The sequence below is a fragment of the Deferribacter abyssi genome (assembly GCF_049472655.1).
GTDB lineage: Bacteria > Chrysiogenota > Deferribacteres > Deferribacterales > Deferribacteraceae > Deferribacter > Deferribacter abyssi.
In genome coordinates, this window is record NZ_JAQNCS010000004.1 from 66,955 (window position 1) to 88,104 (window position 21,150).

24 protein-coding genes are annotated in these 21,150 nt (G+C 29.9%); 9 read left to right on the forward strand and 15 right to left on the reverse strand.

Annotation, left to right across the window (positions count from 1 at the left end):
* Window positions 1-113: 113 nt before the first annotated feature.
* The gene (locus OWK30_RS03335; protein WP_423323580.1) at window positions 114-476 is read left to right on the forward strand and encodes an STAS/SEC14 domain-containing protein; all 363 of its coding nucleotides are present in this window, start codon (window positions 114-116) and stop codon (window positions 474-476) included.
* Here OWK30_RS03335 and OWK30_RS03340 read toward each other — a convergent pair.
* The 3 genes from OWK30_RS03340 to pdxA are packed head-to-tail and all read right to left on the reverse strand — an operon-like array spanning window position 470 to window position 2,817.
* Complete coding sequence (locus OWK30_RS03340) at window positions 470-1,069, reverse strand: 3'-5' exonuclease (protein ID WP_423323581.1); 600 nt, start codon at window positions 1,067-1,069, stop codon at window positions 470-472. The two genes, OWK30_RS03335 and OWK30_RS03340, sit on opposite strands and share 7 nt — an antisense overlap.
* Window positions 1,062-1,868 carry a 16S rRNA (adenine(1518)-N(6)/adenine(1519)-N(6))-dimethyltransferase RsmA gene (gene rsmA / locus OWK30_RS03345; protein WP_423323583.1) on the reverse strand — a complete coding sequence of 269 codons (807 nt, stop codon included), beginning with the start codon at window positions 1,866-1,868 and terminating at the stop codon, window positions 1,062-1,064. The genes OWK30_RS03340 and rsmA overlap by 8 nt, the downstream gene beginning before the upstream one ends.
* A complete protein-coding gene (gene pdxA, locus OWK30_RS03350; RefSeq protein ID WP_423323584.1) occupies window positions 1,852-2,817 on the reverse strand; it encodes a 4-hydroxythreonine-4-phosphate dehydrogenase PdxA in 966 nt (321 codons plus the stop codon). The genes rsmA and pdxA overlap by 17 nt, the downstream gene beginning before the upstream one ends.
* Before the next feature lie 443 nt (window positions 2,818-3,260).
* Here pdxA and rpmH point away from each other — a divergent pair, with 443 nt between their 5' ends.
* Genes rpmH through fsa form a run of 7 tightly spaced genes read left to right on the forward strand, consistent with a single transcriptional unit; the run spans window position 3,261 to window position 6,998 of the window.
* Window positions 3,261-3,395 (forward strand): 50S ribosomal protein L34, encoded by a 135-nt coding sequence (gene rpmH / locus OWK30_RS03355; RefSeq protein ID WP_149265878.1) that lies wholly within the window; start codon window positions 3,261-3,263, stop codon window positions 3,393-3,395.
* A gap of 3 nt (window positions 3,396-3,398) precedes the next feature.
* Entirely contained in the window at window positions 3,399-3,746 is a 348-nt protein-coding gene (rnpA, locus tag OWK30_RS03360) for a ribonuclease P protein component (RefSeq protein WP_423323586.1), read from the forward strand.
* Complete coding sequence (yidD, locus tag OWK30_RS03365) at window positions 3,703-3,927, forward strand: membrane protein insertion efficiency factor YidD (RefSeq protein ID WP_423323742.1); 225 nt, start codon at window positions 3,703-3,705, stop codon at window positions 3,925-3,927. Before rnpA ends, yidD begins: the two co-directional genes overlap by 44 nt.
* Window positions 3,928-3,947: 20 nt before the next feature.
* Window positions 3,948-5,462, forward strand: a complete 1,515-nt coding sequence (gene yidC / locus OWK30_RS03370) for a membrane protein insertase YidC (protein WP_423323588.1) — start codon at window positions 3,948-3,950, stop codon at window positions 5,460-5,462.
* A gap of 8 nt (window positions 5,463-5,470) precedes the next feature.
* Window positions 5,471-6,103: an RNA-binding cell elongation regulator Jag/EloR gene (gene jag, locus OWK30_RS03375; protein ID WP_423323590.1), complete on the forward strand. Its 633-nt coding sequence runs from the start codon at window positions 5,471-5,473 to the stop codon at window positions 6,101-6,103.
* Complete coding sequence (locus tag OWK30_RS03380) at window positions 6,103-6,354, forward strand: YHS domain-containing protein (RefSeq protein ID WP_423323592.1); 252 nt, start codon at window positions 6,103-6,105, stop codon at window positions 6,352-6,354. Before jag ends, OWK30_RS03380 begins: the two co-directional genes overlap by 1 nt.
* A complete protein-coding gene (gene fsa, locus OWK30_RS03385) occupies window positions 6,351-6,998 on the forward strand; it encodes a fructose-6-phosphate aldolase (protein WP_423323594.1) in 648 nt (215 codons plus the stop codon). Before OWK30_RS03380 ends, fsa begins: the two co-directional genes overlap by 4 nt.
* 84 nt (window positions 6,999-7,082) lie before the next feature.
* On the opposite strand, the gene selD is transcribed toward fsa, so the two are convergent.
* The 3 genes from selD to OWK30_RS03400 are packed head-to-tail and all read right to left on the reverse strand — an operon-like array spanning window position 7,083 to window position 10,058.
* Window positions 7,083-8,111, reverse strand: a complete 1,029-nt coding sequence (gene selD, locus OWK30_RS03390; protein ID WP_423323595.1) for a selenide, water dikinase SelD — start codon at window positions 8,109-8,111, stop codon at window positions 7,083-7,085.
* Window positions 8,112-8,116: 5 nt separating this feature from the next.
* On the reverse strand, window positions 8,117-8,710 hold the full coding sequence (gene yedF / locus OWK30_RS03395; protein WP_423323597.1) for a sulfurtransferase-like selenium metabolism protein YedF: 594 nt from the start codon (window positions 8,708-8,710) through the stop codon (window positions 8,117-8,119).
* A gap of 40 nt (window positions 8,711-8,750) precedes the next feature.
* Window positions 8,751-10,058, reverse strand: coding sequence for an aminotransferase class I/II-fold pyridoxal phosphate-dependent enzyme (locus tag OWK30_RS03400; RefSeq protein ID WP_423323598.1), 1,308 nt, complete (start codon window positions 10,056-10,058; stop codon window positions 8,751-8,753).
* Window positions 10,059-10,232: 174 nt separating this feature from the next.
* Here OWK30_RS03400 and OWK30_RS03405 point away from each other — a divergent pair, with 174 nt between their 5' ends.
* Entirely contained in the window at window positions 10,233-10,742 is a 510-nt protein-coding gene (locus OWK30_RS03405; RefSeq protein ID WP_423323600.1) for a ferritin family protein, read from the forward strand.
* 24 nt (window positions 10,743-10,766) lie between these two features.
* Here OWK30_RS03405 and lpxK read toward each other — a convergent pair whose 3' ends face one another.
* The 9 genes from lpxK to OWK30_RS03450 are packed head-to-tail and all read right to left on the reverse strand — an operon-like array spanning window position 10,767 to window position 21,150.
* The gene (gene lpxK, locus OWK30_RS03410) at window positions 10,767-11,681 is read right to left on the reverse strand and encodes a tetraacyldisaccharide 4'-kinase (RefSeq protein ID WP_423323602.1); all 915 of its coding nucleotides are present in this window, start codon (window positions 11,679-11,681) and stop codon (window positions 10,767-10,769) included.
* A gap of 1 nt (window position 11,682) precedes the next feature.
* Window positions 11,683-12,960: a nucleotide sugar dehydrogenase gene (locus tag OWK30_RS03415; RefSeq protein WP_423323604.1), complete on the reverse strand. Its 1,278-nt coding sequence runs from the start codon at window positions 12,958-12,960 to the stop codon at window positions 11,683-11,685.
* A 3-nt stretch (window positions 12,961-12,963) separates the two neighbouring features.
* Window positions 12,964-14,985, reverse strand: a complete 2,022-nt coding sequence (locus tag OWK30_RS03420) for a glycosyltransferase (protein WP_423323606.1) — start codon at window positions 14,983-14,985, stop codon at window positions 12,964-12,966.
* Window positions 14,978-15,979: a glycosyltransferase family 9 protein gene (locus OWK30_RS03425; protein WP_423323608.1), complete on the reverse strand. Its 1,002-nt coding sequence runs from the start codon at window positions 15,977-15,979 to the stop codon at window positions 14,978-14,980. Before OWK30_RS03425 ends, OWK30_RS03420 begins: the two co-directional genes overlap by 8 nt.
* The gene (locus OWK30_RS03430; RefSeq protein ID WP_423323610.1) at window positions 15,942-17,099 is read right to left on the reverse strand and encodes a glycosyltransferase family 4 protein; all 1,158 of its coding nucleotides are present in this window, start codon (window positions 17,097-17,099) and stop codon (window positions 15,942-15,944) included. Before OWK30_RS03430 ends, OWK30_RS03425 begins: the two co-directional genes overlap by 38 nt.
* On the reverse strand, window positions 17,077-18,162 hold the full coding sequence (locus tag OWK30_RS03435) for a glycosyltransferase (protein WP_423323612.1): 1,086 nt from the start codon (window positions 18,160-18,162) through the stop codon (window positions 17,077-17,079). Before OWK30_RS03435 ends, OWK30_RS03430 begins: the two co-directional genes overlap by 23 nt.
* A complete protein-coding gene (locus OWK30_RS03440) occupies window positions 18,159-19,331 on the reverse strand; it encodes an O-antigen ligase family protein (RefSeq protein WP_423323614.1) in 1,173 nt (390 codons plus the stop codon). Before OWK30_RS03440 ends, OWK30_RS03435 begins: the two co-directional genes overlap by 4 nt.
* Window positions 19,285-20,061 carry a glycosyltransferase family 2 protein gene (locus OWK30_RS03445; RefSeq protein ID WP_423323616.1) on the reverse strand — a complete coding sequence of 259 codons (777 nt, stop codon included), beginning with the start codon at window positions 20,059-20,061 and terminating at the stop codon, window positions 19,285-19,287. Before OWK30_RS03445 ends, OWK30_RS03440 begins: the two co-directional genes overlap by 47 nt.
* 9 nt (window positions 20,062-20,070) lie before the next feature.
* Entirely contained in the window at window positions 20,071-21,150 is a 1,080-nt protein-coding gene (locus OWK30_RS03450; RefSeq protein ID WP_423323618.1) for a glycosyltransferase family 4 protein, read from the reverse strand.

Here is a 21,150-nt window from a genome sequence, read left to right on the forward strand (position 1 = left end):
AACAACCTGTTGGTATTTATATTTTTTAAACATGTTAGTTCAGCTAAAAAAGTTGACATTTTTATAACACTATATTATAACGTTGTTTGTTACTAAATGAAGGATTGCGCAAAATGGAAAGATTGGAAATTTTATCCCATAAAGGTAAGATCATTATATACTTAAACTTTAGTGAAGCAACACCAATGGAAGCTTATAAGCTGATTGAAGATGGTAAAAAAGCAATAAGAACGATGCAAAAGAATAGTGTTTATACTCTTGTAAACGTGAAAAATCTGAATGGCGGTAAAGATTTACAAATGGCATTAAAGGATTTTGCAGAACACAATAAACCCTATGTTAAATGCGGAGCAGTGGTGGGAGTTACCGGCTGGAGAAAAGCTGTTTACAGCTTGATATTAAAATTATCTGGTAGAAAAAATTTAAAGCTGTTCGATACTATTCAAGAAGCAAAAGATTGGCTTTCTACTCAATGAAAATAATAAATAAGCTCATGCAGAGTAATATTTTCATTTTCTTTTAATAAGCAATCAATAAGTTTTACAAAGATTACTGCTGTATGTGCGGCGTCAAAAACTGCTCTATGTCTGTAACTACCAAAAAAACTCATATTTATTTGAAAATAGTTTATCAAAGAATCTAAACTATAACTTTTTAAACCTTTCACAACTTTTCTTGCAATCTTCAAGGTATCAACTACAGCAATTAGAGAGCAAGAAATATTGCAAGTTTTATAAAAGTAATCAATAAACTTAAAATCAAACGATGCATTATGAGCAACTAAAACGGTATTTTCAATATATTTACTAAAATGAGGTAAAACTTCATGGATTTTAGGAGCATCAGCTACAATGTCATCACTGATTTTATGAACTTGATATGCTGCATGAGGGATTGGTTTTTCTGGATTTATCAAGGTAGAAAAACCTTTATCAAATCTAATAGATAATCCAGGATAAATTTTAATTGCTCCTATTTCCACAAGTCTTGCCCCTTTGTATGGGCTTAATCCTGTAGTTTCGGTATCTACTACTGTAAAAGTATAGTTGGTTAACTTATTATCAAGCATATAACTTCTCGTATAACTTTATAAAATCATTTAGACTAAGTTGTTCTCCCCTTATCTTTTCTCCTAACATTTCATCAATAATATTTTTTTGTTCTTTATTTAGAAAGTTTAAATTGTTTTTCAAAGTTTTTCTTTTGCTTTTAAAAGCAGCCATAACAAATTTGAAAAAATCTTTTTCTACTGAGACATTATCAAAATATCTTTTTATAGGTCTAAATTTTAAAATGGTAGAAGTAACTTTAGTGTTTGGCCAAAAATTTACTCCAGAAACATTTCTAATTTTTTTAATGTCAAAGTAATATTGACAGAATATAGATAAGGAAGAGTATGTTTTAGAGTTTGGTTTACTTATTATTCTATCGGCCACTTCTTTTTGAAACATAAAAACCATAAGACACATATCATCGATAAACTCTATACATTTTTCTAAAATTTTTACTGATACGTTATAAGGTAAATTACCCACAAATTTTAAATTTCCATACGGCAACTCAACCCTACCTATTTCGAGGAAATCTTTGTTTATAATCTTAAGATTTGGATAAAAATATAGGTATCTATCAAGAAAATCACATACTTGTTCATCTATTTCAATTACTGTGACATTAGCATTTTTCTGCAGCAACTCATAGGTTACAACCCCACACCCTGGTCCAATTTCCACAACATTTTCATTATGTTTCAGTTCTAGATTATCTACAATCTCAGAAATAATATGCTTGTTTGTAAGAAAATGTTGACCTAATGATTTTTTGGTTTTTTGAAATTCGAGTTTGTATGCTTTAAGAAGATTTAACATTTTTCACCATTTCCACTGCAACTTTTATTGCTTTTTTCAAGCTAAAATTGTTAGCAAGGTTCTTACCTGCAATATCGAAAGCTGTCCCATGATCCACCGATGTTCTAATAATAGGCAAATTCAGTGTTACATTCACTGCAGCACCAAAACTTTCCATCTTAACAGGAATCAATCCTTGGTCATGGTACATACATACAACAAAGTCGTACTCACCTTTTATTACCTTTGAAAATAAAGAGTCTGCAGGATAAGGACCGTTTACATCTATTTTTTGTTTTTTCATTTCATGAATTGCAGGTTTTATAATTTTTATTTCTTCATTTCCAAGGGCCCCCTCATCTCCTGCATGAGGATTCAAACCACATACAGCAATTTTTGGAGTTTTTTTTCCAAAAAACTTTCCAGCATTATGTGCGTTTATAATTGCCTTTTTTATTTTCTCAGTATCAATATTTTTTGCAACCTGTTTTATAGGTAAATGGGTTGTTACAAGCACAACTTTTACTTTGTCGCCCACAAGCATCATACTGTAATCTTTTGAGCCTGTAAGAAAACCTAAAAACTCAGTATGACCGGGAAATTTATAACCTGCTAGCTGTATTGCTTTTTTATTTATTGGACATGTTACTATTGCGTCCACTCTGCCTGTCATTGCCATTTTTACGGCTTTTTCCACAAAGAGCATGGATAATCTTCCATACTCTTTTTTTATCTTGCCAAACTCTATGGATTCAAATTCTACAGTATCGTCAGGCTCAACAATCTCATAATTGTTTAATGGATCGCTTTGTATGACTTTTTTAAATGTTTCATCAAGAACCTTTTTACTCCCCACGAATAAAATTTTACACCCATCTAGCTGTATTTCTTCGTTTATTAATTTACAACAAATTTCAGGCCCTATACCTGCTGGATCACCGATTGTAACTGCAACTTTTATCTTTTCCATAATCACAGATTATATATTTCTTAAAATATTAATCAACAACAATTCATAAATACTATTTTCCTCACAAAACTCTTTTCATAATAAGTAGTTGGACACTTTAAGAAAAAAGTAATGTCAGGATTACAATCATGGAGTCACCCCATTTTTTGTAAAACCTTGTTTGAAGTTGTTTATGGAAAAATATTTTCTAGGTTTAAGTTCCCATAAAACCGCCATGGATGGCGGTTTTAGAGGAACTTGCCTCGGAGCAAAACCGGATGTTTTGCGAGAATGAAGAAAATGTTTCTCCATAAACAACAGTACATAACTGCTTGATATATATATAAATTAGGCTAGCAACAAAAAAACAGGGTGACGTTAGGATTACAATCGTGTTGACAAATAAAATATTGATATATATAATCGTGCGCTCTAAAAAATGGAGGTGTGTATAAATGGCTCAAATGTTGACATTAAAAAAACCAAGTAACCTTAAAAGAAAACGTAAACACGGATTCAGGGCAAGAATGAAAACACGTGGTGGTAGACTAGTTTTAAAGAGAAGGAGAGCAAAAGGGCGTAAAAGATTGACTGTTTAATGAATGAAATTTACCTTTAAAAGATATGAGCGGCTTAGAAAAAAGAAAGAATTTGATAATGTTTTTGTAAATGGTCAATGGATCAAAGGTAACTTGATAAATGTATGTTATGCATTATCAACAAATAGAAAAGTAGGTTTTATCGTTAGCAAAAAAATTAGTAAAAAAGCAGTAATCAGAAACAAGGTTAAAAGACGTTTAAGAGAAATATTCAGGTTAAACAAATATATTTTGCCAAATAAGGTACATTTAGTTGTAATTGCTAAACAAGGGGTAGAAAAGGTAAATTTTAGTGAATTAGAATATGATGTTAAGCAAATTTTTCAAAAAATCCATAATCAGACTGATTGATATTTATCAAATATTATTATCACCTTTTTTAGGGCAAAATTGTAGGTTTTACCCAACATGTTCTCAATACACAAAAGAAGCAATCATTAAAAAAGGTTTAGTTTTAGGTATAATTCTTTCTTGTTGGAGAATAATAAGATGCAATCCCCTTAGTAAGGGTGGGTATGACCCTGTTAAGTGAATTTGAGGAGGCTGTAGTTTATGGATAAAAGGACATTACTGGCTGTTTTATTAAGCTTGCTAGTTTTAATGATTTTTCAATTTATGTTTGCACCGACTCCACAACAAACTGTCCCTGATAATCAAACCGTTAAATCAAACGAAAAAAAAGTTGTCGAAACTGTAAAAAACAAGTCATTTAAGGGAGCTAAACAAGTTTCAACAAAATCAATCGAGACTGTCTCTATCAAAACAGATTATCTTGAAATTAATTTTGATAAAAATACAGGTGATATTTATTCTGTAGCTATTTTAAATTATAAAGATAAAAATATTGGCAAAGTTGTTTTTAAAGATGGAGATGAAAATTATTTTAGGTTAAAAGATTTAACTTTTGATAAAACTGACTTCTCAATAAAAAAATCTAAAGATAAAACTACTGTTAATTTTAACAGCTTTCTGAACGATATCGTAATATCAAAAACTTATGAAATAGATAACAAAAACTATTTAATAACTTATTCTTTAAAAATAACAAATACTGGCAATACAAGCATCAGATTACCTTTGACTATTGAAATAGGTCCAGATTTAGGAGAAGGTTTTGAAGAAAGTCGTTATACTTTTAAAGGACCTTTGATATTTGATGGGAAAAAGGTTTATAAACAAAAACCTAAAAAAATTAAAGAAGATATAATTGTAAAAAATCCTTTATGGATTGGTTTTACATCTAAATACTTCCTTTTTGCTTCAGCCGCCAATTTCTTTGAGCAAGGAATTATCTCGAAATATAAAGATTCTGCCATAATTAAAGGTGCAATAGATATCACTTTAAATCCCAATGCACAGAAAGAATTCAAGCTAGCTCTTTTCACCGGCCCTAAAGAATATAAATTATTAAAAAGCTTAGGGTATAAGTTTGAAAAAAGCATAGATTTTGGAGTTTTCTCTTTTCTCGCTATCCCTATGTTAAATCTAATGAATTTCTTCAATAAATATGTTCACAATTACGGTATAGCCATAATCATTCTTACTATCCTTATAAAACTTCTCACATACCCTTTAACAATAAAAAGTATGACATCGATGAAAAAAATGCAAAAAATTCAACCAGAAATTCAGAAAATTAGAGAAAAATTTAAGGGTGATCCTCAAAAAATGAATGCTGCAATGATGGAACTTTATAAAAAATATGGAGTCAACCCAATGGGTGGATGTCTCCCTATGCTAATACAAATTCCAATATTTTTTGCTCTTTATAAAGCACTTCTTGTTTCTATTGAGTTAAAAGGTTCTCCTTTTTTCGGATGGATTACAGACCTTTCAATGAAAGATCCATATTATATTACTCCTGTCTTAATGGGGATAACAATGTTTATCCAGCAAAAAATGACACCACAAGCGGGAGATCCTACCCAACAAAAAATATTTCTTTTCATGCCAATTATTTTCACTTTCCTATTTTTAAATTTTCCATCAGGTCTTGTGATTTATTGGCTTACAAACAATGTTCTTTCTATTATTCAGCAGTATTTTATTAACAAGAAAACTGCGTGAGGAGCGTCATGAGATATTATGAAGTGGAAGGAAGTACAGTTGATGAAGCTATAAATAATTTTTTATTACAACACAAAATACCACGAGAATATATAGAAATTGAAATCATAGAAAAAGGTTCTAAGGGGCTTTTAGGTTTTGGCAAAAAAAATGCAAAAATTAAAATAAAATTTGATGATAATGAGTATTTAAAGAGAAGATCAAAAGTTATCTTAGCTGAAATCCTTGAAAAAGCAGGCTTTGAAGATTTTCGCATAGAGCTTATTGAAGATTATCCAAATTATACACTAAACATCCATTCCCCTGATTCTAGTTTATTGATTGGTAAAATGGGACAAACATTAGAAGCTCTTCAATTTTTACTAGAGCGCCTTTTAAACATAGACGAAAAAAGTGACATTAAAATATTTGTTGATGTAGAAAATTACAGAAAAAGAGTTATTGAAGATTTGAAAAACAGAGCTATTGAACTTGCTAAAAAAGTAAAAAAAACAAGACGAGTAGAAAAGCTACCTCCAATGATACCAATGGTAAGAAAAGAAATACATACTGCTCTGAAATCTATTTCCGGTGTAAGGACTGAGAGTTACGGTGATGGCAATATAAAAACAATTTACATAATACCTGAGGATATTAAATAATGTTGAAATTTCTCCTTACGGCTATTTTAGTTTATCTAGCATTTACATTGTTCAGAAAAAAACAGGTCGAAAATAAAAAGGGGAAAATAGAAGAATCAGTTGACCTAGAAAAAGATGAAATTTGTGGTATTTATATTGAAAAAACAACTCCATACAAAGTAAAATATTACAATAGAATTTTCTATTTTTGTTCTAAAGAATGTATGGATAAATTTATAATTAAAGTAAAAGAAAAGAGAGGTGAACCATGAAAATATTTTTAGATACAGCAAACATTGAAGAAATAAAAGAAGCAATAAGCTATGGAATAGTAGATGGAGTTACTACGAATCCAAGCTTAATTGCAAAAGAAAACAGAGATTTGAAATCAACCATCAAAGAGATTTGTGACATTGTCCAAGGGCCAGTGAGTGCTGAAGTAATAGCTACTGATTTTGATGGAATGCTAAAAGAGGCTAAAGAGCTCGCAAAAATTGATGAAAACGTAGTGATAAAAATACCATTTACTGAAGAAGGCTTAAAAGCTACTTATAAACTTACTCAAGAAGGAATAGATGTCAATATGACATTAATTTTTTCTTCAAACCAAGCTCTTTTAGCATGCAAAGCGGGAGCAAGATATATCAGTCCATTTGCAGGAAGGCTTGATGATATAGGGCACAATGGTCTTGATATTGTTCTGGAATGTCAAGAAATCGTGATCAATTACGATTTTGACACAGAAGTTATTGCTGCAAGTATCCGTCATCCAATGCATGTACAAGAAGCCGCCTTAAACGGTGTAGATATTGTTACAATCCCTTTTAAAGTGTTGAAACAGTTATTTAAACATCCTTTAACAGATATTGGTTTGGAAAAATTCTTGGCTGATTGGAAAAAAGCCACCAATAAATAAAAATAAACAACATTAGAACGTTTCAACGTTCTAACGTTGGAACGTTCTTACCTCTCTACTTCCCCATCTCTCCTCTTTCATGTTTCATTTAAAAATTACATATTTTTCGGAGAAATCTATAACTTTACCAATAACTGCTGCATCTTTATAACCTGATTTTATTAAATCGTTTAAAAGCTTGTCGGATTCATTTTCATCAACGAATATTAATAAACCACCAGATGTTTGAGGATCAAAAAGTAACAACTTATGTTCCTCTTTTACTGCAGAATAATCCACACTATGCTCTAAATACTGTTTATTATAGTATGCACCTGCAGGTACTATGCCCATATTTGCATACTGCAATGCTGATTCAAGGTAATTTATTTGATTACTGTTTATCACCAATGTTACATTCGAGCCCTTTGCTGCTTCAAAAAGATGCCCAGCAAGACCAAAACCTGTCACATCAGTACAGGCAGATACTTTATAGTTTTTCATCAAAATACTAGCTTTGTAATTTGATAAAAGCATAAGCTTTGTAACTTCATCAATTTCATCCATGGTTGCCATTTCACCCTTTAAGGCAGTAGATACAACACCTATGCCCAATGCTTTTGTATAAATAATATCGTTATCAACTTTTGCCGTACAGTTCTTAAATACTTTGCCATCATTTATCATTCCAGTAACGGCAAACCCAAGTTTTACCTCATTATCATTAACTGTATGCCCTCCCAACAATGTGCATCCAACTTTTGATAATTCATCACATGCACCTTGCATCATAGCTTTGATAATACCGGCATCAATATCACAGTTATACATAAGTATTGAAAGAGCAGTAAGTGGAGTACCACCCATAGCATAAACATCGCTTAAAGAATTAATTGCCGAAATTCTGCCGAAAATGTAAGGGTCATCAACCACCGGGGTAATGAAATCCACTGTTTGAACTAAATATTTGTCATCACTGATTTTATACACACCAGCATCATCATTAGTTTCAAAGCCCACAACAAGATTGTCAGACCGGTAATACTTTAATCCATTAAGTGTTTTGTTTAGGTCCTCCGGACCTATTTTAGCTGCTCACCCGGCAGCTTTTACAAGATGTGTAAGCTTAATCATAACCCCTACAACCTTATTATTTTATCTGCATAAAACAAACGCTGCATCACTTTGTACGCGTCAGTAACTTCACCCACCTTCAAATTATCCATCAAATTAAAATGGGTCAAACATGTACCACAACTTAGAATTTCTACACCTTTGTTTTCCAATTCCTTCAAAGCATTAATTGTCTTTTCATTTTTTGTTGTCAAAAACACTCCACTATTTACAAAAATCACCGTTTTAGGCAAAAAATCCATATTAATAATATTTTCAATAAAACCTGTCATTAATAATTTTCCAAGCTCATCACTACCATTACCAATAGCGTCGCTTCCTACATGAATCACAAGATTAGTTGTAACATCTTCTTTATCTTTGTCACTGTCTTGAGGAAGAGAACACTTATACCCCTTTGCGATAACAATTTCAAAATAATCTCCTTTATCATCAACCTCGTAAGTAAATCCTTGGCTTGCAGCAAACTTTGAGACATTCTCCTTTGACGCAACATTATCTACCAAAACAGTTATTACACCCTCTTCAATCCCTTCAAGGGCTTTCTTTGTCATAATTACAGGTGTTGGACATGCTTTGCCTCTTGCATCAACAACCATACTATCCCCCATACAAAAAAAAGGGAAGCTTAAAGCCCCCTTATTTATTCAAATCCTTACACCCTTGATAAATAATATCAAATAATTCTTCTACTTGCTCAACTTCTATACAACTGAACGCAATTCTTAAATCGGTTTTGTTTACGGAAATTGTGCCAACACCGTATTTATCAAGAAGATGTACTCTCAATGCTTCAGCTTCCACGTTTTTCAACTTTAAACACATAAAATAACCAGAATTAAATGGATAATATTCAAATTCATCCACATATTTTCCACTATCCAGAACTTCTTTAACTTTTAAAGCCCTGGCTTTCATAATTTCATATTTCTCTGCTTTCTGTTTAGCAAAATCAGGATGACTTATTGCTCTTAATACAAAAGTTTGAGATGGATGAGGGCAGTTTGAAATTGTACCTCTGATAAGACCTGCAACCTTTTTCTCCAATGCCGTTAACATCCCTTCTTGAGGCTCATTAGTTGTAGCTGCAAATGTGATAAATCCCACACGAAAACCCCAAACATACTCCTCTTTTGTAGCCCCATCTAATTTAATAGCCAAAAGATTTTCAGATTTATTGGCAAGTAAACCAAAAATTGATTCTTTTATTGAATCCTCATAAAATAGTCCAAAATATGCATCATCAGTCACAGCAACAATTTTTATCCCTTTATCAGCAAGCTTAACAAGCCCATTGGCTATAGCTTCTGCTTCTTCCACTGTAGGCATATACCCTGAAGGGTTATTAGGAAAATTCAACAAAATAATAACCTTACCTCTAGCCTCACCACATTCTTTTACTTTTTCTATCAAGCCATTTACATTAAACTTACCCTCTTTTGTAAAAGTATCAAAAGTAGCAATCTCACCACCTCTTCTAACAGAAAAAGTAAGTCTATAGTTTCCCCAAAACTTATCAGGAGTCACTATATAATCACCTTCATCTACAAATAAATCCGCAACAATACTAAGCCCATGAGTTAATGCATTTGTAACAACTGGTAGTCCGATGTATTTGCCCTGCAAAGAAGGATTTTCTTTTACCATTTTTTCTTTCCAGGCTTTTCTAAGCTCAGGTTTTCCCGTAGCAGGTGCATAAGGGAAGAGATCTTTAGGTTCAAATGTATTTAAAGGCTCATAAATGCAATCAAGATACATAGGGCCATTATTCTCAGTAGCAATACCGATTGTTGCATTGAATTTATGAGCTTTCTCTTTTGCTTCAGCCGACTGTGTAAGAATCCCCTTTGGCATAAATAAGTTTTTCCCTAGTTTTGACAACATCTCTAAAACAGCTGGATTATCTTTTGCTATAATTTCGTTTAGCTCTTGCGCTAAAGGGTTCATGATTACCTCCAATTTTTTAATAAACTCGAGTACCTTAGTAATAATCTAAATTAGCCTTAAATTCAATATATATATTATAGTATGCAATAACTACAAAACAGTAAAAGAAAGATCCTATTGTTATTTATTCAATTAAGTTTATTATAATAACATATTTTAAAAAGGAGGTTTAATATGTCAACAGAAATTCTAAAAGCACTAAAAACAGCATATGAAGCTGAAAAAGAGGGGTTAAGAACTTATCTCAAATTTGCAAAACAAACAAAAGTTGTAACAGGCAAAAATATGTTTATCCAATTAGCACTAGATGAGATTGATCATATGGAACTTATTGAAAAATTTATTGAACAAACTTTTGAAGGTAAACCTTACGAAAAAGTTGAAGTACCTAAAGGAAGACTTTCAAAATTTATGCCTGAAACAAGTGATGCAAGCTTGCAAAAAATTGATAAAGCAGATCTCGGTGATGAAGAAGCTTTAAAAATTGCACTGGAACATGAAAAAAAAGCTTATGAATTTTATAAAGAAAAAGCATCAAAAACACAAAATTCTGAATTAAGAGAATTTTTTGAAAATTTAGCTGAAGTAGAACAAAAACATTATAATATCATTCAAGCTGAACTTGATTCTATTAGAAATGACGGTTTTTGGTTTGATACGATTGAGTTTTCTGTAGAACTATAATATAAAGTTAGCCCATTCTAAGGGCTAACTTTTATATTTGTTTTTCGCAAAAATCAAATTTATAAATTTTTCCACATCATTAATTGTTATTTCTATTTTTAAATAGACAATATTATTTTTATATTTTTCAGGAATCTTTACATAATCTTTTTCGGTAGTTATTAAAAAATCCACATTATATCTATTCCCTAACTTACAAAGAAAATCCATGTCTTTTTCTCTATATAAATGATGATCCATATACCCCTTTTTGTATACTATTTCTACGCCTAATTTGCTTAGTTGTTTAAAAAAAGAACTATTCTTTGCAATCCCAGAAAAGGCAACAACTTTTTTCCCTTTTAAAAAGGATATCGGATACTGTTCATTTCTAAACACGACTTCTTTAGTCTTAGTCTTAGAGTAAAATATATCTTTTTCTTTGATATATTTTTTGACTTTATCAGGTATTGTGAAACTATTAGCCTTGGTAAAAACAATAATATCTGCTCTTTTCAAGGCAGAGGGAAATTCTCTTAAGTAACCAAAAGGAAAAGGTAATCCTGTAGAAATAGGATTTTTGTGATCGAGTAATACAATATCCAAATCTCTAGGCATCTTTCTATGCTGAAACCCATCATCTAAAAGATAAAAATCAATGTCAAAATTCTTTTCAGCATACTCATAACTCTTTACCCTTTCTTTTCCTGTGATTACAATACATCCTGGACAATTTATTGCTATCATATACGATTCATCAGCAGCCAAAGGTGGTGTTAAAAATATTTCTTTACCATCAGATATTAAATTAACATCATAACCTATTTTTCCTCTATAACCTCTGGACAATACACAGACTTTATAACCGAAACTTGTTAATTGATTTGCTAAAAAAATTGCCATAGGGGTTTTACCCGTACCGCCTAAAGAAATATTGCCTATAGAAATTATCTTTGACAAATTATAGTCTCCAATATGTTATATCAATTTTTTCCAATTTATTTTTCATAATACCTTTTACATCTATAAATACACCGTTTTTTGAGATTAGCTTCTTTATGAGGTTATTATCAAGATTTTGGATAAAGTAGTCGTGTTTTACTGCAAGTATAATTCCATCATAAGGAGATTTCTCATCTAAACTCGAAATTGTTTCAATGTTGTATTCATCTTTGATTTCATCAGTTGAAGCGATAGGATCAAATATGTAAGGATTAACGCCATATTCTATTAATTCGGAATAAATATCAATAACTTTGGTATTTCTAATATCTGGTACATTTTCTTTAAAAGTAAACCCTAAAATAAGAACCTTTGCATTTTTTACTAATTTATTAGCTTTAATCAATAATTTGACAGTTTTTTCTGCAATAAATTTTCCCATGTAATCATTGATCTTTCTTCCTGATAAAATTATCTGTGGATGATAACCTATTTCTTGGGCTTTAAATGTTAAATAATATGGATCTACACCAATACAGTGACCACCAACTAAGCCAGGTTCAAACTTTAAAAAATTCCATTTTGTTCCAGCTGCTTCAAGTACGCTTTTAGTGTCTATATTCATTTTATCAAAGATGAGTGCGAGTTCGTTCATCAGTGCAATGTTTAAATCTCTCTGTGTATTTTCTATAACTTTTGCAGCTTCAGCTACTTTTATACTCTCAGCTTTGAAAATACCTGCTTTGACAACTTTTCCATAAATCTCAGCTATAAAATCTAAACTTTCCTTATCACAGCCTGACACAACCTTAACAATGTTTTCAAAGGTATGAATTTTGTCCCCTGGATTTATCCGCTCTGGAGAGTAACCCACCTTAAAATCTTTTTTGAAAGTAAGACCGGATTCTTTTTCAAGAATGGGTACACAAATATCCTCTGTAACTCCAGGATAAACGGTAGATTCATAAACCACATAATCTCCCTTTTTAAGATACTTGCCAATAGTTTCAGATGCTTTTATAAGAGGGGTTAGATCAGGGTTTTTATGCTCATCTATAGGGGTTGGCACAGTCACAATATAAAAACTTGCATTTTTTAAATCTTCAGGGTTAGCTGTATATCTTATTGAGATATTTTTTAATTCTTCACTACTGACTTCTTCTGTAGAATCTTTACCATTTTTTAATTCTTCAATTCTTTCTTTTTTTATGTCAAATCCTATTACATCAAATTCTTTTGCAAAGGATACGGCAAGAGGTAACCCTACATATCCAAGCCCAATAACTGCTATTTGCATTTTTTACTCCTCAACTTTTATGATTTTATCAATATAATGCTCACCACTATAGACCCGTAATAATTTTTCTGATTTCAAATTAATATCAAAATTTGTTTTGACAATTCTAAAATTGTACTCTCCAATTTTCATCCTTAACTCTTTGTTTCTAATAAGGTGCAGTATATTATTTACAAAATCTTTATTGTTTTTACATACAAAACCCATTTTCCCATCCTCTATGATTTCAGGAACAGCTCCAACATTTGAGGCAATAATTGGTAGTTTTGCTAACATTGCTTCCAAAACAACATTGGGGAAACTTTCAGATCTAGATGTGAGGACGAAAATATCACTGTTAACTAGATATGAGAAAACGTACTTTGTTTCAGGAATAATTTTTATATCAGGATGTGTACAAGTCTTTAACCGGTCTTTGTTTATTCCAACAGCATATGCTTTAATATTTATGTGTTTACGTAATTCTGAAAATATTTCATTGAAAATGTCAAAGCCTTTAACTGGATTATTATTACCTATATAGCATAAAAGAGGGATTTCATTATCTGATTGTTTTTTAGGTAATGAAATTAATTTAATGTGATTATAAATTAGGTTAATCTTTGATTTACTGATAAATCTGCTTGCCAGAACATTTCTGCATGCATTTGAATTACAAGTAAAACCATCAATTAACGGACTTACATAATAAAAAAGATTATTTGGTTTGTTAAGTACTCCTCTATTCACAAACAAGCGGTTTTTGTGAAAATGTAATAGGGTTAGCCAAAAGCCTAATTTGTGACCTTTATTATGATATGTATGAATAACATCTACTTTTTCATTTTTGCAAACTTGTAATAATTTAAAAGCTGCAAGTATCTTATATCTGAAATCAGTAAAATATATTTTTTTACAATATTTGGAAACAAGATTACTTATTTCTGCATCTTTTTTGCAAATTAAATAAACATTCAGATTGCTACTAAATAATGATTCTATGTTGTAACTAAGTTGTCTGATACCACCAGAAGAATATTTATTTGAGTCTGTAATAAATAAAATACTGTTTATCTCTTTTTCTTTTTTAAATTTTTTAAAAAAGATTGTTGCGGTAATTTTATTGGAATAAATCTTTAGTTTTTGTTTTAACCATGTTATGTGCTTTTTGTCTCCAATTGCTATTCTGTTTATATAAAAAGGATCCGTTCCGTAAGAATTAGGAAAACGTTCAAGTGTGAAACTTCCTTTATATCCAGATTCTTTTAATGCATTCATTGAAACCTCATCAAATTGACCCCATGGCCAACAAAAAAATTCAACAGGTTTATTGATTATTTCTTCAAGATGCTGTCTACTTCTAGTAAAATCATCAAGACAGAATTTATATCTTTCCTCTGCATTTCGTTTTTTGTATATTATTTGTCCATTTTTTTCATAAGGCCAAAACCCATCATATGCATAGGCAGAGCCTTTTTCAAAATATTTTGTTCCATATTTAACTTCTTTATAAATTCCATATATACCCCAGTGCCAATTATCTGGAAATGTGCCTATTAATTTTAGCGATTTAAAACACATTTGATGTTTTACACTATGGCTATGTATTTCATGCCCATAATCATAAACGGCTGAATAAATTTCATTTTCATTCATAAATTGTGATTTATCGTTTTTTTTCAAAACATTTACAAAAGAAGTTTTAGCATCTAGAATTTTCGGGAGATTGTCTGATGGATATTGGTTTCTTTTGTCTCCTGATCCAATAAATGACGTTATTGCAAAAAAGATACCTTTAAATCCGTATTTATTTAGGAGAGGAATGGCATAAACCCAGTTATCAAGGGTACAATCATCAAAGGTTATAAGAATTGATTTTTTTGGAATCCTTTTATTATATACCATAAAATTGTATAAATCATTAACGGATATGGTGGTATATTTATTGTGATATAAAAACTCTAAGTGTTCGTTAAATTGTTCTGGAGTTATCCCTCCAACGTAAGAAACTTTATGGTAACACAACACAGGGACACTTTTAAACATTTATTACTTCCTCTATGAAACTTTCAAATTTTGGTTTTATTTCATCAACTGTTAAGTTATTCAAGCAAGGAATTGAATTTCCAAATTTACATTTACTTTTTTTACACGGCTGACATTCAAGGTTTTTTCTTACCCAAGCATGCGTTTTTGATGGATAAGTCCATCCCTCACTGGTTGACCCTAATACAATAAATGAAGGGGTATTCATAGCAACAGCCATGTGATTTGGGGCAGAATCATTTCCAACGTGAAATTTTGCTAATTTTATAAATGCAGCCAATTCAAGTAAATTAATTTTTGGAGTAAAGAAAAAGGCTTTATTAAAATATGAATGCTTTTGAATTTCTTTTACATAGTCATATTCATTAGGAGCGTAAGTAAAAATAACTTTTAAGTTTAGGTGCTCATACACATATTGAGCAAGCTGAATAAAATATTTTAAAGGCCAGCGACGTGTTTCTTTTTTGTGGGTGGGCGATATTGTTATGTAATTTTCAATATTATTTTGTTTTAGGTAATCTGTCACAGTCTTAATTTCTTTGTCAGTAATAAAAATTTCTGGTTTATTATTATAATTATTAATATCTAAATATTTTAACAAAGAAAATTTTATATCAACAGCATATGTCTTATTTGGATAAGCAAATTTGTTATACGCAAGTTTACGTTTTGTATAGTGATATGTGATTCTGTTTGGAGAGTTTGAAAAAAGATTAATCCACATTGTTCTTGGATTGTTTTGAAAGTCTAATATGTAATCATATTTTTGCCATCGTATTTCTTTAATAGTGTTTATCATATAAAGAAGATTCTTAGTTCTTGTAATAGTTAAAATATTATCAATATAAATATTATTTTTTATAATATCATAACACATATCAGTTGTTAGAAAATGAATAGTGGCATTAGGATAAACTTTTTTAATCTCTCGTGGTATTGGGGTCGTTAAAATTACATCACCTATTTGATACAGTTGAATTATTAAAATTTTCATCTAACAAAACATCCAAATATTTTTGAAAAACTTCATCATCACTCAATGTCGTATCAATGAAATTTTCAGGCTTTAAATTTATACATTTCTGAATCATTTCTGCAATAAGTTTTTCATTAATTTTTTCTAAAATGTACCCATTAACTCCTTCTATTATCAAATCCTTGGCACCAACGTTTTTGGTAGTAATTGTTGGAATGTGCATAGCAATAGCTTCTGCTACAACACTTCCGAAAGTATCGTAAAAAGAAGGATGGCAAAAAACATCCAATGAAGCATAAAACTCCGGCATATTATCTACTTTACCTAAGAAAAAAACTCTTTTGTTAACGTCAAGTTTTTTTGCAAGCTTTATGTATTTGGATGGATTCCTGCCGCCTGCAACAAGTAATACAAAATTTTTCGGCAAAAACTGGAGTGAAGAAATCAAAAAACGCAAACCTTTTAACTCAAAATTGGTAGAACAGAAACCGATGATAATTTTACTTTCATCAAGAGCTAATTTATTTTTTAATGTGTTTTTAAGTTTTTCTTTATTTTTTAAAGAGAATTTGGTTTTGTCTATACCATTTGGGATAACAACAATCTTATTTTCGGGAAGTTTAAATCTATTATTAAGTTCATTTTCTACAAGAGTAGATATTGCAATGATTTTTTTAGTGTATTTACTGTTATAAATTTTTGATTCAAGAATGGGATTAAGATAATTTACTGGATTTAGTGCTCTTTTAATAGCTTTTATAATAAATTTTAATGGTGGATACCCTGCTGATGATTTTACTAAAAAATCTATGTGAGAGCTGCTCCCAGTTCGGTAGAAATCACAGTGTGCTATTTTTCCACAAGCTAAAGTTACAGAATTTTTATCGATAAACTTTATATATTTTTGTGATTTTAAATAGAAACTTAAAGTTTTTAGAAATCTACCAAGTTTCCATAATTTTACTTCAATAATATCTTCATTTTTAATATCAGTCTTATTTTCACCACAGATGATATTTACATTTATATTTTTACCCTTTAAGTAATTGTAAAACCTGAAACAAAAATTTTCAACTCCACCATACCTTGAAAATGTACGAATAAAAATAATTATTTTATTTTTTGATGAGTAATTCATTGTATATTTCCAATAGTTTATCTACATAAAGTTTTATGTCAAAAAGATGTCGGATTTTTTCTGTATTTTTTGAAAGAGTTTCGTACAAATTTTTGTCGGTGAGCAGTTTTTCTATGCATTCATAAATACTGTCAACAGTAGTATCGCAGATTAGTGAACAGCTTTCTGCTATCTCTTTAGAAGGCACATTTTTTGAAATAATGCTTGGTAATCCTGTTGCTATGGCTTCTATATGTGCTATGCCAAATCCTTCGTATTCAGATGGCATAATAAATATATGAGCATCATTATAATACGGGATAACATTTTTTTTATATCCAGTAATTTTCACTTTATCTTCTATTTTTAGTTCATTTATTAATTTCATTAAATTAACTTTTTCTTTACCATCGCCAACAATAGTTAATGATATTTTTTTGAATTTATTAGACAATTTAGCCACACTTTTTATTAGAAGATGAAAATTTTTTAAAGAAACTAATCTACCAACAGCTAATAAATTAATGTTATTTTCATTTGCAATTTTTCTTTCTCTATATTGGAATTTTTCTAGATTTATAGCATTATATAGAACTATATGTTTTTTGGAAAAAAAATTGTGATATTGTTCAACCACATCATAAACAGATTTTGATACTGAAATAAAACAAGTTGTCTTAAATGATAAAATCTTATTTAAAATTCTTCGATGAAATTTTTTCTCTATTCTAACACTTTGTATATGTGTAACTATATTGTGTTTCAAGCCTATTGAAGCTAAACGTCCAAAATAATCACCTGAAAATTGCATAGTATGAACAATATCAGGCTTCAATTTTTTCAATAAACTTCTCAATTTTAACATAGTAGATAATTTGAAAACTTTTAAGCATCTTTTATCATTATATAAATTAATCACCTTTAAATCATTGTCTAAAAACTCTTGAATCTTCTCTCCTGTTCCTGAAATATTTATTATAGTTAAATCAATGTTCTTTCTATGCTGACATTCCTTTGCGATTTCAAAAAGTAGATTTTCAATACCTCCAAAAGGTAATCCACCAACAATTATAACAACATTCATAAACAAACCTTGTTAGTTGATTTTGTATGTAAAGCGTATAAAATACCTGTTAAGAACCAAAATAACATAGTTACTTCAGCATCTCCAAAATTGTTTTCAGTTAACCCTTCTAATAAATATACCAGTAAAATACCTATACCACTCATTTTTACGAGCAAATTATCATTTAGCCAGAAAAACTTGAACAAATAACAAAATATTAATAACAATATTATTAATGCAGGAACTCCGTGGTAAACGGCAACAGTTAAATAAGAATTATGTGAATGAGCCATAGATGAAACTGGAACTTTTATCCTTTTTTTGAACTCATTCTTAATGTCATAACCTATTCCAAATATTGGATTGTCTTTTATAATATCAATGGATGTTTTCCAAAGAACAACTCTTGTTCCAAAAGATGAAGTTGATATTTTCCATGAATCATTAAAGAAATCATACGCTCTTTGTTTTAATGGTTGTGACGAAAAAATTATAATTGAAAAAATGACAACTATTATAATGTTAAAAACAGATCCTTTATATTTAAAAGCTATTATGTTTAATATAAAAATAGAAATTAACAATGCAAGAAAAGGTCCTCTTGATAAGGAAACAAAGAGCCCTGTTAAATTGATTATAATTGCCAGCATATAGATAAAAAATTCTCTCTTGTTTGTGATAGTTTTGGTAATTAACAAAACATATAGAATTATCAATATAAGAGATAAATTATTTCCAAATGTTAGTGAATGTGAATAAAAACCTTCGGCTCGCTGATTCAAAACAATGAATTGATAGACACCGTATAACGATGCAAATGTAGAACCAATGAGAACATAACTTAAAATAGATCTAAATTTACTTTCCGTATTTTTTACTACAAGATAAGTGACATAAAAAATTAAATAATGCCACCATCCAAAAAGATGTCTAAAAAATTTAGTCAAGTTGTTAAATCTGTCAATGTTTACTACATGAGAAATGTCAATCCATATAAAATAAAGGATAAACAATAAAATTATAATATTCCATTCCAGATAAATTCTCTTTTTAATAATATTATAAATTAATAGAATTGTTAAAAAAGCAAAAATTACTTGAGTTAAACTAATTGATATAAAATGTGAAAGTGCAAATGATTTAATGAAAAATTCTATCATGTAATCTCCTTTCAATAAGTTTTGCATATTTTAAAAACTCATAAAAGCTCCCTATTATTGCAATGATGAAACCTCTATACCCCTCAAGAAAACCCTTTTTTAAGACAAACATTTTTAGGAATTTAAATAAAGGTTTAAAAAGAATGTACAGAAATATTTTAACGATTTTAAGATCTTTCTTATCTATAATTGATAATTCAGTATATTTATTTAGTTTGTTTATATGGTCATACATCGATTTATACGGATAATGATATAAATCCTTATTTAGAGGTACTTTCAATATAGTACCATCAACTATAAGCTGTTCATGCACAGCTTTTTCGTCCCAACTGCATTGATCTTTTCTATATAGTCTAGTTTTATAATCAGGATACCACCCACTATTTTTGATAAATTTTCCTAAATAAAATGTTCTTCTTGGAATAGCAAAAGCTTGATATTTCCTTTCGAATATCAAATGATAATTGCTTATTAAATAACTTCTTAGTTCTTCTGATACTTCTTCATCTGCGTCAATAGAGAAAATTATATCATGCTTGGCAAGAGACTGAGCATAATTTTTTTGATTGCCATAACCTTCAAATTTTCTATAAAAAACTTTATCTGTATATTTTCTAGCAATTTCAACAGTTTTGTCATTACTCCCTGAATCTACAACTATAATCTCATCAACAAAATCAAGGGATTTGAGGCACCTTTCTATGTTTTTTTCTTCATTCAATGTTATAATCGTTGCCGAAATTTTCAGTTTCATACAAACTTATTATGTCTCAAACATTAGTTTATTGTAAAGGGTAATGTACTTGCTTACCATATTTTTACTGCTAAATTTTAGCGCTGATTTTTTTGTATTACTTTTGATTGTTCTATATAGGTGTTTATTTTCAATAAGAGAGAGAATTTTTGAAGCTATATCTTTAGGATTTTGAATTTCACAGAGCAAGCCGTTATATTCATTCTTTATAATTTCAGTTATTCCGCCTGCTTTAGTAGCAACAACCGGAATTTCGAAGTTCAGAGCATCAATGATTGATGTGCATAATCCTTCTTCTTTGGATGTCATAAGAAATACATCCATGCATTTTAAATATGAGTATATATCATCTTGGAACCCTGAGAAAATCATGTTTGGATATGATTTAAGTGTTTTAGCAAAGTTGATCGTTTCATCAAATAAAGGGCCATCACCCACAAGCAACAGTTTTACGTTTTTATGATGTTGAAAAACTATATCAAATGCTTTTAAAAGAGTTTTATGATCCTTATGACCAGCAAAATTTGCAACACATCCAAGAACAATATGATCCTCAGATAAAAGTTCCCTCACATCATCTGGACATTCATAATCATCTGGATTTTTAAAATCAACACCGCTATAAATAACATTAATTTTATCATCAGAAATCCCATCTTTTACTAGAATATCTTTTATTGCATATGAAATAGCAACAATCTTATCCACATATCTGTTTTTATATTTAAATACGCTTAATAAATTTTTCTTTATGGTAAAATCAACCCTTCTTGTATGAATAAGTCTAAAATTTTTTTTTAACATCTTAGCAAATATCGCAGGAGTCAATGAATGAGCATCGTGAGAGTGAATGATATCGGGCTTTACCTTATCAACTATTTTAAGCAGATTTACTATACTCTTCGGGTTTATTTCACCTTTAAATTCATATTCGATACAATTTTTACTACATCTTTTTATCAATATCCCTTCAGTGTTAGCAGCTAAATAGCTTTCAATCCCCTTTTTAATAAGCCCTTCATGAAGCAAAAGCGTTTGTCTCTGTCCGCCGCGCCATTCTTTACCTGTATCTATATGAAGAATCCTCAT